At 46.6% G+C, this 17681-nt stretch carries 3 protein-coding genes; all 3 read right to left on the bottom strand.

Annotation, left to right across the window (positions count from 1 at the left end):
* Positions 1-2: 2 nt before the first annotated feature.
* Positions 3-6848 carry a non-ribosomal peptide synthetase gene (locus NDI44_RS12065; protein WP_190415017.1) on the bottom strand — a complete coding sequence of 2282 codons (6846 nt, stop codon included), beginning with the start codon at positions 6846-6848 and terminating at the stop codon, positions 3-5.
* Positions 6849-7133: 285 nt separating this feature from the next.
* Positions 7134-11780 carry a type I polyketide synthase gene (locus NDI44_RS12060; RefSeq protein WP_190415016.1) on the bottom strand — a complete coding sequence of 1549 codons (4647 nt, stop codon included), beginning with the start codon at positions 11778-11780 and terminating at the stop codon, positions 7134-7136.
* The gene (locus NDI44_RS12055; RefSeq protein ID WP_190415015.1) at positions 11773-17337 is read right to left on the bottom strand and encodes a non-ribosomal peptide synthetase; all 5565 of its coding nucleotides are present in this window, start codon (positions 17335-17337) and stop codon (positions 11773-11775) included. Before NDI44_RS12055 ends, NDI44_RS12060 begins: the two co-directional genes overlap by 8 nt.
* Positions 17338-17681: the final 344 nt, after the last annotated feature.

Here is a 17681-nt window from a genome sequence, read left to right as displayed (position 1 = left end):
GTTTACTCTCCCTTTTTTGATTGATTATGGGAACCGCGATGAGCCGTTCTGGAAATTGGCTGAATCGCCGCTTTCTGAGCATCAGCGTTACTCTCTTTAGTTTGGGAAATGCTTTCAGCAAGTCCAGCAATTGTTGGCAACTCAAATAAATTTCGCAAAGGAATTTCTACTTGAAATGTGCGACGCACCTTAGAAATCAGTTGAGTTGCTACTAAAGAGTTACCACCCAACTCAAAGAAGTTGTCGTAAATGCCTACCCGTTCAAGGTCGAGGACTTCAGTCCAAAGTTGCGCTAGCTTTTCTTCAACCGGATTCCGGGGAGCGATATAAACAACTGCCGATGAAGATAGATTTTCCGGTACAGGTAATGCTCCACGCTCGATTTTGCCATTTGCAGTTAAAGGTAAAGCCTCTAAAAACATGAAGGCAGATGGCACCATATAACTCGGCAGTTTCTGCTTCAAGAAGTCGCGTAGATCGTGAATGCCGGTTGCTTGTTCTTTCGGCACAATGTAAGCGACTAAACGCTTGTCACCTGGGTTATCCTCTCGCAGCAAAACTACTGTTTCTCGAATAGCTGGGTGCTGCATTAGCGCTGCTTCAATTTCTCCCAGTTCGATGCGGAAACCCCGCAGTTTTACCTGATTATCAATCCTGCCGAGAAACTCAATGTTGCCATCAGGTAGATAACGCGCCAAATCTCCAGTTTTGTATAAGCGACTCTCTCCCCTCCCCTCCCCTACGAGGGGAGGGAAGCAATTCTCCCCCTTCCCTCGTAGGGAAGGGGGCTGGGGGGTTAGGTTTTTAAACGGATTAGAAATAAACTTCTGGGCTGTTAAATCAGGACGATTGAGATAGCCTCGCGCTAAGCCAACGCCGCCGATGTGAAGTTCCCCAGCCACACCTACTGGAACGGGTTGCAGGTGGCGATCGAGGATATAGAGTTGAGTATTCGCGATCGCGCGACCAATCGGAACGATAGGGAGTTCGCTTTCCCGTTGACAAGCCCAATACGTGACATCAATGGCTGCTTCCGTTGGGCCATAAAGATTGTGTAATTGGGCGTCCAACCGCGCAAAGAAGCGTTGCTGAAGTTCGTAGGATAAAGCCTCGCCACTGCAAATCACTCGTTTGAGACATTGACATTTTTGTACTTCCAATTCTTCTAGGAAAACCTGAAGCATTGGCGGCACAAAATGAATGGTAGTGATTTGCTCTTGGGCAATCAGCTCCACTAAATAAGCGCTATCTTGATGTCCTCCTGGTCGAGCCACAACTAGACGAGATCCAGTTAGCAAAGGCAAGAAAAATTCCCAAACAGAAACATCAAAGCTGAAGGGAGTTTTCTGTAAAACTCGGTCTGTTTCTGTTAGTTGATAAGTGTCCTGCATCCACAGTAAGCGATTGCAGATACCCAGATGGGTATTCATCGCCCCTTTGGGAGTTCCTGTGGAGCCAGAGGTGTAAATAACGTAAGCTAAATTTTCCGCAGTCACCCTGGTAGAAGGATTTTCTACGCTCTCTTTGGCAATGCTTTCCCAATCTGCATCGAGGCATAAAACTTGAGCATTGTGTTTGGGAAGATTTTCGACTAAATGCTGTTGAGTTAGCAGCACGGGAACCCCAGCATCTTCAAGCATGAAAGCTAGGCGCTCTTGGGGATAGGATGGATCGAGTGGAACATAAGCTCCACCGGCTTTCAGAATGCCAAGTAATCCCACCACCATTTCTAGGGAGCGTTCCATACAAATACCAACCAAAACTTCTGGTTTTACGCCTAGCTTTTGCAAGCGATGCGCTACTTGGTTGGCTTGTTGATTTAATTTTTGATAAGTTAATTGTTTGCTTTCAAAAACAACAGCAATATTATCTGGTATTTTTTCTACCTGAGCTTCAATCAGCTGATGAAGACACGCATCTTTCGGGTAATCAACCTGAGTCTCGTTCCACTCTACGAGTAACTGATGTTGTTCTGGTTCAGAAAGCAGAGTCGATAACTCATAACGTGCCGAAGGTTGGCTTGCCATGACTTCAAGAGTCTTAGCGTAATATCCCCTAATCGCCTCTCTTTCTTCTTGAGAAAATGAGGCTTGATATTCCAGCTTTACTTGAACGCGATCGCTTACTGGATTCAAAACAAAATTAGCAATTAAAGCAAAGTTTGTCTCTTCAAAGAAGGTCGCGTCTAATATCTCAATATTTTCCAACCCTAAAACACTTTCATAAACATGAAAGTGCGTGAAGTTAAAAGCCGTTTCAAAAAGCAATTCTCTATTTAGCTCTTTCTGCAACTCTGGCAGGGGATAGCGCCGAAAGGGTAGCAATTTCCCCTCAGAGGCAAAAGTTTCTTTTACCAAATCTATCCAGGTTCCTCCTGGCAATTCTTTGCAAAATGGTAACGTGTTCAGGAAAAGTCCTAGAACCTTTTCCCCATCTTTTTTTTCTAGCCTTCCATTGGAGACTAAGCCAGTTAAAACTGTTGATTGACCACTCAATAAACTTAATACTCGTAGATGTGCTGCAAGTAGAACAGTTTTTAGGGGAACGCTTGCAAATTCAGCGAGTTGCTTTAAATTTGCGGAAGTCTCAGAAGAAAGGAAAATTTCCTCTACGCAAAGTTTGTTTTGATGCGTTTCTTCAGCGCGAGGAAACCAGCGAGGCAGTTTGGTAATGGTACTGTCTTTTAACTTCTCGCACCAAAAATTGCGACATTCCTCGGAAGCGATCGCTTGACTTTCTAAAGATACAAAATCTCGGAAATTACTAACAGGTGATGGCGTTGCCAAAGTTTTTTCACCTTTCAGCAACGCAGAATACTGTTGAAACAACTCGGAAAATAAAGAAGCTACGCTCCAGCCGTCGAGAATAGCATGGTGGAAGCTGAGAGTGAGTTGAAATGTTGACTCCCTACGGCGATGTACCTGGAATTTCAGAAGAGGAGGAAGAGTCCAATCAAAGTTTCGGCTTTTTTCAATTTCAAACCAATTCGTGAGTGCGTCTACTTGTTCAGTGTCAGAAAGATGACGCCAATCTTCTACTTGCAGAGGAACTGGGAGCATTCTAGTTTTGTCAGAAGGGCGAATGGAATTCGTTTCTACACAGGCTAAACCCGCCTGCGCGAGTTCTATAGTCCGTGCAGGCGGACTTTGTTCGTATAGCCGCGATTTGCAATCGCCAGGGATATTTGTCTGATGAACAAGTTGTAGGGGTTCCTTGAAGCTAGTTAAATCGAAGCTGGTGCGTAACACTGCATGACGACTGATTAAATGGTGAATCGCTGTTTGCAGTGCTTCGAGGTCAAAAGTTGCTTGCACCTGGAAGCTTACAATGTCGTGATAAACTGCTGTTTCTGGACTGTATTGGCTATGGAACAGCATCCCCGCTTGCAACTTGGTGAGGGGATAGGCGTCCTCGATTTCATTGGGTAATTTTTGGCGATCTGCTTCGGAAATGAGGCTAAAAGGTGCAACGGGAGCAGTCTTTTCAATTTCACTCGCTTCTAGATGTGGTGCAAGTTCAGAAATCGTTTGATATTGGAAGAGTTGTTGAAGAGAGAAGTTTAAGCCTCGGTTTTGGACAAGCGATCGCACTTGTATACTCCGAATCGAATCACCACCCAAAGCAAAGAAGTTGTCGTGGATGCCAACTTGCTCCAGCTTGAGAACTTCGCGCCAAATCTCTGCCAACACTTGCTCTGCGGGCGTTCTAGGTGCCACAAACGCATCGTCTAAGTTGGGTCTGGCTATCCCCGGAGATGGCAATCCTTGACGATCTATCTTGCCGTTGGGAGTTAGCGGTAAAGACTCCAAAGTTACAAAGGCAGATGGGATCGAATACTCTTGCAGTTTCTGTTGTAAGTAAGAGCGCAATTCGTTAACTGTGGGGACTGCTGCTGACTTAGGAACAACATAAGCCACCAATTTATGTCCCGGTTCATCTTCCCGAATTAGCACCACCACGTCTCGAATTTGGGGGTGTTGTGCTAACACCGACTCGATTTCTTCCAGTTCAATCCGAAAGCCTCTGAGCTTGATTTGGCGATCGCATCTTCCCAGATACTCAATCGTGCCATCAGTTCGGTAACGCGCCAAATCCCCCGTTTTATAAAGGCGCGACCTCTCCCCCAGCCCCTCTCCTGCTAGGAGAGGAGAGCCGGACTCCCCCTTCCCTCGCAGGGAAGGGGGTTGGGGGGTTAGGTCTTTAAACGGATTCGGAATAAACTTCTCTGCTGTCAGTTCTGGACGATTTAAATACCCTCGCGCCACTCCTGCACCGCCGATATGTAGCTCACCAATTACGCCAATTGGAACAGGTTGCAGATGCCGATCCAAAATATAAAGTTGCGTATTGGCAATCGGACGACCAATCGGAACCGAGCCTGATTGATGCTTGCCTAAAGGAACTTGATAAATGCAGCATCCCACAACCGTTTCTGTAGGGCCATATTCATTTACCAACACAGTATCTGGAGCAAATTTTCGCCAAAATTCAAGGCTTTGAGCTAAAAGATTTTCGCCGCCAATAATAAAGGCTTTGGTTCGACCTGCGACTTCCTCAGGTACTAACTGATGGCGCAGCAAATCCAACTGAGCCGGGGTGATTTTAATTAAACTAAAGTCACCACCTTGACGCAGCGCAATACTCAGAGCTTCGATACCCTGCGCTTCAGAAAGCAAGATTACCCGATTCCCCACTAATAAAGGTGAAAATAATCCGGTAATCGTCATATCGAAGCTCAAGGAAGAGTGAACTGGAGCGCCTTTTCCGGCTTCGACGGCATAAGCTTGCGAACACCAACTTAAGTAGTTCACCAATCCCCGATGGGGAATCAAGGTTCCTTTTGGCTTACCCGTGGAACCAGAAGTATAGATGACGTAGGCGAGATTATCAGCGTTAACTTCACTGGCTGGACTGGCTATACTTTCTTGGGCAATCCAATCCCATTCTGCATCTAAACAAATAACTTTAGCGGTGTGGTAAGGGAGCTTTTCGACCAAATGCTGTTGAGTTAACAACACGGGCATCTGAGCGTCTGACAGCATGAAAGATAGGCGCTCTTGAGGATAAGAAGGGTCTAACGGCACATAAGCTCCCCCCGCTTTAAGAATGCCAATGAGTCCGACCATCATCTCCAAAGAGCGTTCTACACAGATGCCAACCAGAGATTCGGTTGTTATCCTCTGTTTTTGTAGATAATTCGCCAGTTGGTTCGCACGTTCATTTAATTGTTTGTAGGTGAGATGTTGTTCTTCAAATGTGAGGGCGTTCGCGGAGCGTGCGGTTAGCGCGATCGCATCCGGTGTTTTCTCGACCTGCTGTTCAAACAACTGATGAAAGCAGCTATCGGCGGGGTAATCAGTCTGAGTCTGATTCCACTCCACCAACAACTGATATCTTTCCGCCTCCGTCAATAATGGCAAGTCCGACAAACGGCGATCGGGATTCGCCACAATGCCTTCTAGCAGCGTTTGAAAATGCCCCAGCATCCGAGTAATCGTGGCTTCATCAAATAAATCAGTGTTGTACTCTAACGACCCTGTCAGTCCTTGCTCGGTATCCGTTATCTCTAGCGTCAAATCAAACTTCGCTGTGCCAGTTTCCACCTCCAAAAGGCTCAAACTCAGACCTGGTAACTGCAACGCTGTTTTAGGGGCAGTGTGGAGGGCAAACATCACCTGGAACAGGGGTGTATAACTGCGATCGCGACTTGGCTGTAGTTCCTCTACCAGCTTTTCAAAGGGCAGATCCTGGTGAGCATAGGCTTGTAGTGCCACTTCGCGCACCCTCGCCAGCAATTCTCGAAAACTGATGTTTTCAGACAGCAGCGTGCGTAAAACCAGCGTGTTGACAAAGAACCCAATCAGAGGCTCGGTTTCCTTTTGGGTGCGATTGGTCATGGGAGTGCCAATCGAGATATCTTGCTGCCCCGTATAGCGGTAAAGCAGCGTGTTAAAAGCCGCTAATAGCGTCATAAATAGCGTACTTTCTGACTGCTGACTCAACGTTCTCAGCGATAAGGCAAGCGGTTGGGAAATGGTGAAAAATTGCCTAGCGCCCTTAAAAGTATTAACAGTTGGTCGCGGTCTATTTGTAGGCAGTTCCAGAATTGGGGAAGCACCCGTTAATTGCTGCTTCCAGTAGTTAAGCTGAGTTTCTAGAACTTCTCCCACAAGCTGCTGTCGTTGCCATGCCGCAAAGTCGGCATACTGAATTGGAAGTTCAGGTAAAGGTGAGGGATTTCCTTGACAAAAAGCTTCATATAATTCTGCCAATTCTTGAATAATCACACCGCGAGACCAACCATCAGAAACAATGTGGTGCATCGTGAATAGCATCAGGTGTTCTGTCTCACTCAGATGCAACAGCTTCACTCGCAGCAGTGGTTCTTGTGATAGGTCAAAAGGTCGTTGCGCTTCCTCCTTTTTCACATCTTCTAATAACTGCTGCCGTTCGTTTTCAGGCAAATCCCGCAAATCAATTACGGGCAGATTTAACGCCAAATCTGAAAGCTTTTCCTGCACGGCTTGCCCCCCCATCGCTATAAAACGGGTTTGCAGAACTTCGTGACGCTGCCGAATTTGATTTAGGCTTTTTTCTAGTGCTTTTACATTCAAAAATCCTGTCAATCGGATAGCAATGGGAACATTGTAAATAGGGCTATCTGGCTCTAGCTGATGAAGAACCCACAGCCGTTGTTGATGAAAAGATAAAGGCAACGAGTTGGAATCTTTCCGTTGAGAAATTGCTTGAGTTTTAACAGGACTCAAACCCTTTTGTTTAAGTCGTAGTTCTAGTAGCGCCCGTTGTTCCGGAGATAAAGCAGCAATTCTTTGAGAAATATTATTCATAATTAATCACCTATAAAAGCTTAGTGCTTGAAAAAGAAGTGAGAGTATATAGCATTTCCATTTGATTCGTGAGATTTTTTTAACGAACCGCAGAGGACGCCGAGGGCGCAGAGGAAAGAGAAGATGAGTTCGCGAATCAAATAGGATTGCTATATAGCACCATAAACAATTTGTAAGATTTTCCATTTCTCTTCCTCTCTTCCTTGGCGCTCTTTGCGTCTTGGCGGTTCGTTCACAAAGATAATGTTCGCAAATCAGATATAACCGATCTAATTTTTATGCTTGCTAACGAAAGCTTGCTTGTGATTCTTTAGCAACCAGCGCTTGTATTTCATCCAAAGAGAGATTTTCCACCTCCACTAACATCTTCTCAATCTCCGCCATTTGTTCTAGATTAGGCTGCTTTTCGGCAATCACAGTAGCGAGTTCAGCAATTGTAGAAGCTTCAAAAAGCAGAGTACGCAGCGGTAATTCCACTTGGAAGGCTTCACGCAGCCGGGAAATCGTTTGTACAGCCAGTAAAGAGTGTCCGCCTAACTCAAAGAAGTTATCGTAAACTCCTATTTTTTCAATTCCGATGAGTTCTTGCCAGATATTCGCAATCCCTTGTTCAATCTCATTGCGAGGAGCAACATAGGCATTTGCTTGGAGAGGTTGGGGATGTCTAGTTGCCGATAATTGACTAGACTCATCTGATGTTTGAGCGTCATAACTTGATAAAGAAAAGTTAGAAGCTTGCTCAATGACATCGGATAAATTTTGCGTAGAAAGGATAACTTGAGGAAGGGGATTTCCCAAAATTCGGCTCAAGGCATCTACGCCTTCTGTGGGTAAAATCCCATTTTTCAAACTTTCTTCGCGCCACTGTTTGAGCTTTTCAGGAACAGCAGTATTTACCGCCATACCGACTTCTTGCCACGCATCCCAATTGATTGAGATTGTGTGACCAGATTTAAAAGGATTGCGGTGAGCAAAGGCATCTAAAAAGGCATTGGCAGCACTATAATCTACCTGTCCAAATCCGCCTTGGATTGAGCTAAGAGATGAGCAGAGAACCACGAAGTCTAAATTGACATCCTTGAGGACATTATTTAGTACCAAAGTTCCCATCACTTTCGGAGCAAAAACACTCTCAACAATTTCTGGTGTTTTGAGTTGAATCATGCCACCACCCGCAACTCCGGCAGCGTGGATAACCCCGTGAATCTCACCAAAGCGTTCTAGGGATTGCGCGATCGCATTCTGCATTTGTTCATCATTCGCAACATCGGCAGCAACTACCAGGACATCAGCACCTAATACTTCTAATTCCTGCAATTTCTGAATCTTACGGCTGATAGGATCGAGCGCATCATGGGTTGCTAGCCATTGCTGCCACTGCTCTTTTGCAGGCAGTGCAGAACGTCCGATTAGAATTAACTTGGCTTGTACTGTCTTGGCGAGGTATTCGGCGAAGACTAAGCCCATCCCTCCCATGCCACCTGTAATGAGATATACTCCCCCTTGTCGTAACCGGGTTTGGCTGGCTTTTTCTAGCGGGACTGGCTCAAATGTCTGAACCCAGCGATGATTGCCACGGTAGGCAATCATGGAGTCTTTTGAATCTGCCCCTAATTCTGCTATCAGTTGCTCGACTAAGTTGTTCGTTCCTGATTCCGAGATTGCCACATCCACTTGACGACAACTGATGTGAGGATACTCTTGAGGAATGACTTTGCATGAACCGATGATGGTTGCTTTTTCAGGACACAATAGCTCGTCGCCAATAATGTCATGAAGATTGTTACTGGCAACTAGAAGTTGAATGGAATTGCTAACAGGTTGTTGTCCTAGCGCTGGCGCTAAATAAATCAAACTGTAGAAACCGAGATTTTGGCTAGTTTCCAAGGACTGAGGCGGTGATTGGGTGATACTCCAGAGATGCGCGATCGCATTCGGGGTTTTCCCTTGTTCTCGCACGGCTCGAATCAAGGCGTGATAATCATCCTGGCAAGCCGGATTAATCGTGTAAGCGTTGCTATCCAGTTGCTTAAATTGCTCTCCAACCCGAACAGAAATCGTATCCTGTCCAGCTTGTTGCAATCGTTGGACGATTTGAGAACCGACCCCACACTCATCAACAAAAACCAGGTAACAAGCAGACGAAATCTCTCTTGTTTTGACTAGGGGAATTTGCTTCCAAGAAGGAACATAAAACCAGTCAGTAATCTTCGATTTCCCTAGCTTGCTTTCATCTGTACTGGTTGCTGGGGCTTGGGTTTCTGAAATTTGGGTTTGGGGTTCAATCCAGTAACGCTGACGTTCAAACGGGTAAGTCGGTAAAGGTACGCGGTGACGTTGTTCGCCAGCATAAAAAGCAGACCAATTCACCGAAACGCCTGCTAGCCAAAGCCGCCCTAAGATATTGAGTAAAAAGGCAATATCTGAGTTTTGCTCCTGGGGGTGGCGTAACGAAGGCAATACCACTTGCCCAATTGCTTCATGGGAATGCTGTTTGGCAAGGGTACATAAACTACGCCCCGCACCAACTTCTAAGAGGATGCGATTTGGCTGTTGCAGTAATGTAGAAATTCCCTCAGAAAAACGTACTGTCTGCCGTAGATGCGTTGCCCAATAATCGGGATCTGTGGCTTCTGCTGCTGTAATCCAAGTTCCCGTAACGTTGGAGATAAAGGGAATCTGAGGAGGATTCAGCTGAACTTTTTTCACTTCCTCAATGAATGGCTCCAATATAGAATCCATCATCTGAGAATGAAAGGCATGAGAAGTATGCAACCGCCGACACTCGACCCCTTTAGCCGTAAGTTGCGCTTCAATTGCATCTACAGCGTCAAGGGTTCCGGAAACGACGCACAAAGAAGGTGCGTTAGTGGCGGCTAAAGATAACTTCTCATTCAGCAGGCTGTTAATTTCCGCTTCTGGCAAGGAAACGGCAAGCATCGCCCCGGCTGGCATTTGCTGCATCAGTCGCCCACGAATCGCCACCAAAGCTAAAGCGTCTTCAACAGACATGACACCCGCAAGGCAAGCCGCTACATATTCGCCAATACTGTGACCCAGCATCGCTTGGGGAGAAATGCCCCAGGACATCCACAACTGAGCTAAGGCATACTCAATCGCAAACAATGCAGGTTGAGCAAAGCAAGTTTGTTTGAGTTTTTCTGCGGCTACTTCAGGATTCGGCTGGTTGGGATAAAGTAGCGATCGCAAATCCATCCCGATATGAGGTTGAAGAAGGGCAGCGCAACGGTCTACTTGCTCTCGAAATATCGGCTCAGTCTGGTACAGTTCCCGCCCCATATCCACATACTGCGCTCCCTGTCCGGGAAACATGAAGGCGATGGAGCGTTCAGTAGGCTCTTGGAAGTGAGTTAAAACTTTTTGAGGGTGAGGGGTTTCCAATTGGTTTACTAACTCCTCAACCGTCTGGCAAACCAAGATCCGGCGATGTTCAAAAGCCCGACGACCTACTTGCAGGGTGTAAGCAACATCCGCCAAATTGAGATCGGGGTGCTGCTTGAGGTGAGCCACCAAATTTGCCGTAGCCGTCTCCAGTGCCGATTCCGTTTTGGCGGAAAGCACCAATAATTGCCAGGGACGCGAAGAACCCGATGCTTTTACCGTTGGCGCTTCTTCCAGAACCACATGGGCGTTGGTGCCACCAATCCCCAAAGAACTGACTCCGGCACGGCGCGGGGTTGAAGCCTTCCATTCCGTCAGATGGGTATTGACGTAAAAGGGACTATTGACAAAATCAATCTCAGGATTTGGCTGTTTAAAATTTAAGCTGGGTGGAATTAACTTGTGTTTTAGTGCCAAAACCGTCTTAATGAGTCCCGTGACTCCGGCAGCTGCATCCAGATGACCGATATTGGTTTTGACGGAACCGATGGCGCAGAAATTCTTTTTCTCGGTATTGGCACCAAAAACATTAGAAAGCGCGGTAATTTCAATCGGATCGCCTAAGACGGTTCCAGTCCCGTGAGTTTCGATATAAGTGATGGTTTCCGGATCGACTCCAGCGAGGGCGAGTGCTTCTGCGATCGCGTCTGCTTGTCCGTTGACGCTGGGTGCTGTATACCCGACTTTCTCAGAACCATCGTTATTGATGGCGGAACCTTTGATTACCGCCTGAATGCGATCGCCATCTGCGATCGCATCCTCTAATCTTTTTAAAACGACCACTCCCACACCATTCCCAATAATGGTTCCCTGTGCATCAGCATCAAAGGCGCGGCAATGACCATCAGGAGATAATATTCCCCCTTCTTGATATAAATAACCTGTTTTTTGCGGTACCCGAATCGAAACTCCACCCGCCAACGCCATATCGCATTGGTAATTTAATAAACTTTGGCAAGCCAGAGTTGTCGCCACTAATGAAGTAGAACAAGCTGTTTGAACGGTCAGGCTTGGCCCTTTAAGATTTAATTTGTAAGAAACACGAGTCGTGAGGAAATCTTTATCGTTGCTAATCAACTTTTGGAAACTGTCCGCCGACCCAATTTGGTCGCGATTTAAATTAAAAGATAAATAATTATTCAGGCTGGCACCTGCATAAACGCCAATGCGACTTTCACATCTTTGGGTGTCGTAACCAGCATTTTCCAGCGCTTCCCAAGCACACTCTAAAAATACCCGGTGTTGCGGGTCGGTCATTTCCGCTTCTTTGGGGTTAAAACCAAAGAAAGAAGCATCAAAAAACTCAACATCTTCTAATACGGCACCAGCTTTTACATGATTGAAATTATCGAGTAAACCTGGAGCGATTCCAGCATCTATTAATTCTTCATTGGTGAAGACCGAAATTGATTCGACTCCATCGCGTAAATTTTGCCAAAATTCTTCGACATTCTTAGCACCGGGAAAGCGCCCACTCATGCCGATAATGGCAATGCCTTCCAGAGAATCGTAATTTGTAGCGCTATCCATGAATCTTTCTACCTTGCTTGCTCAATAATTCTTTTTGGCGATTGATAGCCTCTATTTGCTTTCGAGCGCGCTGGACACTATCGCGTCCAACTTCGCGATCGCGCATCTCTTCAAAAGCAGGCTGTTGTTGGCTTAAATATTGCGCCAGCGAATAAATGGTTGGGTTTTGAAATAAAGTAACGACTGATATCTCTCGGTTAAAAACTGTCCGCAGTTTGTGATTCACCTGAAGCATCAGTAATGAATGTCCCCCGATATCAAAGAAATTATCGTGAATCCCGACTTTCTCTAAGTTCAGTAACGTTTGCCAAACAGTCGCAATTGTTTTTTCAATCTCCGATTGAGGAGGTTGATAAACCGTTAACTCTAAACACTGATTTTCCGGAACAGGTAAGGCGCGACGATTGACTTTTCCATTGGGTGTCAGCGGTAGAGTATCTAGAAATACAAAAGCCGAAGGCACCATGTATTCAGGAAGAGTTTGTTTTAAGCGATCGCGCAATTCATTAATCGAAACAGCATCAGGATTCGGAACTACATAAGCGACTAAGCGGCGGTCGTTGGGCATATCTTCTCTGGCAAGCACCACCGTTTCTCGCACCTGGGGATGTTGTAACAACACCGCCTCAATTTCTCCCAATTCGATACGGAAACCCCGAATTTTTACTTGGAGGTCAATTCTCCCCAAAAACTCAATGTTGCCATCTGGCAAATAGCGGGCTAAATCTCCGGTTTTGTAAAGGCGGCTCTCCGCTAACCCTTCTCTACCTCTCCCTAACCCTCCCCTACAAGGGGAGGGAAAAGGAATAAATTCTTTTTGCGAGAGAGGGACTTCCGGCTCCCCCTGCCCTTGTAGGGAAGGGGGCTGGGGGGTTAGGTCTTTAAAAGGATTCTGAATAAACTTCTCTTGGGTTAACTCTGGTCGATTCAGATAACCTCTAGCCAAACCAAAACCGCCAATGTGTAACTCGCCCGGAACGCCAATCGGGACAGGTTGTAAATGCGAATCTAAGAGATATATCTGTGTATTGGCAATCGGACGACCGATGGGAACAATTCGCCGTTTGCTGTTACGCTGACAAGCCCAAAAAGTAACATCAATTGCCGCTTCTGTCGGCCCGTAAAGATTATGTAATTCTACTGCGCCTAAACGTATAAAAAAGCGCTTTTGCAAATCAAAAGGCAGAGCTTCACCGCTACAAAATACCCGCTTAATGCTGTTACATTTTACTACCCCCAACTCCTCTAAAAATACTTGCAGCATGGAGGGGACGAAGTGCAGTGTCGTGATTTTTTGCTTGGCAATCAGTTGGACTAAATAACCGCTATCTTGATGACCACCTGGTTTAGCTAAAACGAGGCTAGCACCCGTTAACAAAGGCAAGAAAAATTCCCAAACTGACACATCAAAGCCGAATGGAGTCTTTTGTAAAACTCTGTCGGTTGTTGTTAATTTGTAGGTGTCTTGCATCCACAGCAAGCGATTGTTTAACCCCAGGTGGGTATTCATCGCTCCCTTGGGCTTTCCTGTGGAACCAGAGGTATAAATTACATAAGCCAAGTTCTCTGGTGTAGCAGATGAAATAGGATTTTCTGTACCCTCTTGGGTAATCGTTTCCCATTCGGTATCTAAACAGATAATCGCTTGATGTTGCGGTAATTGATTAACCAAATATTGTTGAGTTAGCAGTAGTGACACTTGGGCATCTGCCAACATGAACGCTAAGCGCTCTTTCGGATACGTGGGGTCTAAAGGTACATAAGCACCACCCGCTTTTAAAATGCCTAAAAGAGCGACTACCATTTCCAGCGATCGCTCCATGCAGATGCCAACCAAAACATCTGGCTGCACGCCCATCTGTTGCAGGTGGTGCGCTAACTGGTTCGCTCGGTTGTTTAACTCGCGGTAAGTTAGAGACTCACTGAATCCTGTCTCTACATTGTCGAATATTAATGCGATCGCATCCGGTGTCTTTTCTACCTGCTGCTCAAATAATTGATGGATACACTTTTGGGGGTAATCAACTTGAGTGTCATTCCATTCCACCAGCAAAGTATGATGCTCAGATGCATTTAATAGCGGCAAATCTGATAAACACTGCTCTGGATCGGCAACAATTCCTTCCAGTAAGGTTTGGAAATGCCCTAACATTCGGGTGATGGTGTCCGCGTTGAACAAATCGGTGTTGTATTCCAGCGTCCCGCTCAATCCTTGTTCCGTATCTATCATTGATAGGAATAAATCGAACTTGGCGGTTCCACTCTCAATTTCCGAAGTTTTTAAAGTTAACTCTGGTAATGAAACCGTCGATAATGCGGGATTCTGGAGGACGAACATTACCTGAAATATCGGGTTATAGCTCAGATCCCGACTTGACTGTAATTCCACCAGCTTCTCGAAAGGCAAATCTTGGTGAACATAGGCATCAATTGCTATCTTTCGCACTCGCACCAATAATTCTTTAAAGCTGGGATTTCCCGCCAAATCGGTACGCAACACCAAGGTATTAACAAAGCACCCAATCAAGGATTCCAGTTCTGCGCGATCGCGGTTGGCAATCGGCGAACCGACTAAAATGTCCTCCTGTCCTGAATAACGGTAAAGCAACGTCTGAAACGCCGCCAGCAAGGTCATAAATAAGGTGACACCCTCCTGCTGACCTAGCATTTTGATTGCCTCAGTCAAGGCTTTGGGCAGCACTAACGTTTGCTGCGCCCCCCGAAAAGTCTGTATTGGCGATCGCGCTCGGTCAGTCGGCAACTCTAATACGGGAAGTTCTCCCCCTAACTGCTGCTTCCAATAATTCAGATGAATTTCTAGCCTCTCACCGGAGAACCACCGTCGTTGCCAATCGACATAATCAACATATTGGATGGGAAGTTCAGCGAGTGGCGAAGGCTTTCCGGTCGAGAAAGCTTCGTAAAGTGCTGTCAATTCTCGGACTAAAACTTTAACCGACCAACCATCGGCAACAATGTGGTGCAGTGTGAGCAGCAGCATCGACTCTTCTGCGGTTAGATGCAGCAGTTTTGCCCGGAATAACGGGGGTTGTGCCAAGTCGAAGGGCGTTTGAGCCTCTGCGATCGCAAATTGTTGCGCTTGCGCTTGTCTCTCAGCATCGGGCAATTGCCGCAGATCCACCTCTGGTAAATTTAAGGTGACGCAGCTTTCCCCAGAAATCGCTTGCACGGGTTCGCCCTCCACTAGGGCAAAGCTTGTCCGCAAGATTTCGTGTCGCCGGATAATTTCGTGAATACTGCGAACCAGCACTGGCACATCCAACCGTCCTGTCAGGCGAACCGCGATGGGAATGTTATAAGCCGGAGTTCCCGGTTGCAGTTGATTGACAAACCACAATCTAGCTTGAGAAAAAGAAAGCGGATACTCGTCAGTAGTTTTCTCAACTCTGCACAAAGGTATCGATCCAGACGGAATCGCCTGAGTCAGTTGGTCGAGTATCTGCGTTGCCAGTTGGGTAATGCTAACCCCCTCAAACAAGTCCGCAATCGATACAGCTACCCCTAAATCAACCTCGATCCGATTCTTCAACTCGAAAACCATCAACGAGTCGAGACCAAAACTACTCAAAGGCTGCTCAATACTAATATTTCCTCGATGATTCTTCCTCTGCGTTCTCTGCGTCCTCTGCGGTTCGTTCCCAAAATCTAATTCAAACGACGCAACACCCAGCACCCGCGCCACTTGCCTTTGCAGATAAGCCTCCAATCGCTGCTGACGTTCTTCCGACTCAACAGCCAGCAACTCCTCGCGGGTGAGATTATCTTCATTTTCGACAGGATAGGAATTCTCTAAAATACTGCTACCAATAACATCCAATTCACCTGCAAGATACTCCGCACGAGTAGCGCGGCGTTGAATCTTCCCGCTAGAAGTCTTGGGAATGCTGCCACCTTTAATCAGAACTACCGCATAAACTTGTATCTCATGTTCTTCTGCAACTGCCTGACGAATGGCGGCGGTGACTTCCTCAACATTCGGTTTCGCGCGAAATTCTACCTCTTGCACCACGACCAGTCGTTCTTCATTGCCGACTTCTACCGCAAAAGCTGCACCACTGCCTGCACGTAATCCTGGATGGCAGCATTCTGCCGTTCGTTCAATGTCTTGCGGATAAAGGTTGCGACCCCGGATGATAATTAAATCTTTGGCTCGACCTGTGATGAACAGTTCCCCATTGTGCAAAAAGCCCAAGTCGCCTGTTCTTAAAAAAGGCTTTTCGTCTGTATCTACCAGGTAGGCGCGGAAGGTTTGCGCCGTCTCCTCTGGTCGATTCCAATAGCCGTGACCGACACTAGGACCTGAAACCCAAATTTCACCGATTTCATCTGGCGCACATTGGGTTAAAGTTTCAGGATTTGCGATCGCAATCTCCTGTTCTGGTAAGGTGTTCCCGCAACCGACGAGCGGCTGGGAATTGTCGTCGTCATCAGCATCAATGACTTGGTTGCGTTCTAATGCCGTTTTTTGAACGGTTTTCGTTACCGCGACTGCTGCCTTAACGCCACCAGAAACGATTAGGGTTGCCTCCGCCATCCCGTAACAGGGATAAAAAGCGGTTTTTAAAAAGCCGCAGGAAGCAAAGGCATCTGCAAACCGCTCTAAAGTATCTTGGCGGATGGGTTCTGCACCGTTAAAAGCGACACTCCATCTGCTTAAATCAAGGGTTTCTTTTTGTTCGGGGGTAATTTTCTGAACGCACAGTTCATAAGCGAAATTCGGGCCACCGCTAGTCGTCCCTTGGTAGTCAGAAATCGCTTTCAGCCAGCGATACGGACTTACCAGAAAAGACGCAGGTGACATTAAGTAGCAAGGGAACCCGCCATACAAGGGTTGCAGGACACCGCCGATAAGTCCCATGTCATGATAGATCGGCAGCCAGGAGACAAATTTGCTACTGGGCGAATGTTCCATGAGTCGGTAAGTCATGGCGGCATTGTGCAGTAGATTGCCATGACTGAGCATGACTCCTTTCGGTATCCCTGTAGAACCGGAGGTGTATTGCAGAAAAGCTAATGTGTCTTGATGAATGCTTGGCGGTTCCCAATACTCTTCGATGCCGTTGGCAATGTTGTCTGTGGTGAGCCAATTTAAAGCATCTGAGTCAGTTTTTTGAGCGAGAAGCGATCGCACTTTCGCAAAAATCGCTGTTGTGGTGAGCGCGATTTTCGCCTGTGCATCTTGCAAAATTGCTTGAATTCTCGGCGTGTTGCGTTGGTTGCGAGGCGGATAAGCGGGAACTGCGATCGCGCCTGCATACAAACAACCGAAAAATGCTGCTAGATAATCCAAACCCGGTGGATAAAGCAATAAGGCACGTTCGCCACTTAAACCCATCGCTTGCAGATGGGATGCGATCGCTCTACTGCGCCGATCCAACTCTCGATAAGTCAGGTTCTCGCCTGGTGTTTCCCCATCCTGCAAGAAGGTAAACGCCAGTTTTTCCGGTTCGTTTACGGCTCTGTAGCGCAGAATGTCTGCTAGAGTGGCAATTTTCTTGGACGGGTTTTCTGGAAAATCTTGGCAAAAATCGACCATGTTACTTTTTCTGCTTTTTCAACCCTGAACTGTTGAATCCGACCACAAAGTTCAAACTCTCTAGTTCAAACTCTCTCGTCAAAGATTCGCATTGCCGAACGGAAACCGCCCATCTCTAGCTCCAATCCGGGTGGTTGGATTAAAAACTGAGCGCTTCATCTGTATTTGCTGTTAAATCGACGTTTTTGGGAGTTTTAGGAACCCTCGGCAGGGCAAAAAACCTCACAAATCCTGGTGTTGGCGTTAGGGTCAACGCTCCTCTTCAAGAGGGTTCTTAGCGGCAACTTTTCACTGCTATTGACATTTATTTTTAATAAGCTTGGATAACCTTAGTACAAAGCTTG

It is taken from the genome of Trichocoleus sp. DQ-A3, assembly GCF_039961975.1.
GTDB lineage: Bacteria > Cyanobacteriota > Cyanobacteriia > Cyanobacteriales > FACHB-T130 > FACHB-T130.
Note: the sequence above shows the minus strand (reverse complement) of the source record. Positions and strands in the feature narration are given on the sequence as shown.

What these genes read in the sequence shown, in the direction of transcription:
- NDI44_RS12065 (WP_190415017.1), bottom strand. Translation starts at nt 6,848, where the DNA reads ATGAATAATATTTCTCAAAGAATTGCTGCTTTATCTCCGGAACAACGG.
- NDI44_RS12060 (WP_190415016.1), bottom strand. Translation starts at nt 11,780, where the DNA reads ATGGATAGCGCTACAAATTACGATTCTCTGGAAGGCATTGCCATTATC.
- NDI44_RS12055 (WP_190415015.1), bottom strand. Translation starts at nt 17,337, where the DNA reads ATGGTCGATTTTTGCCAAGATTTTCCAGAAAACCCGTCCAAGAAAATT.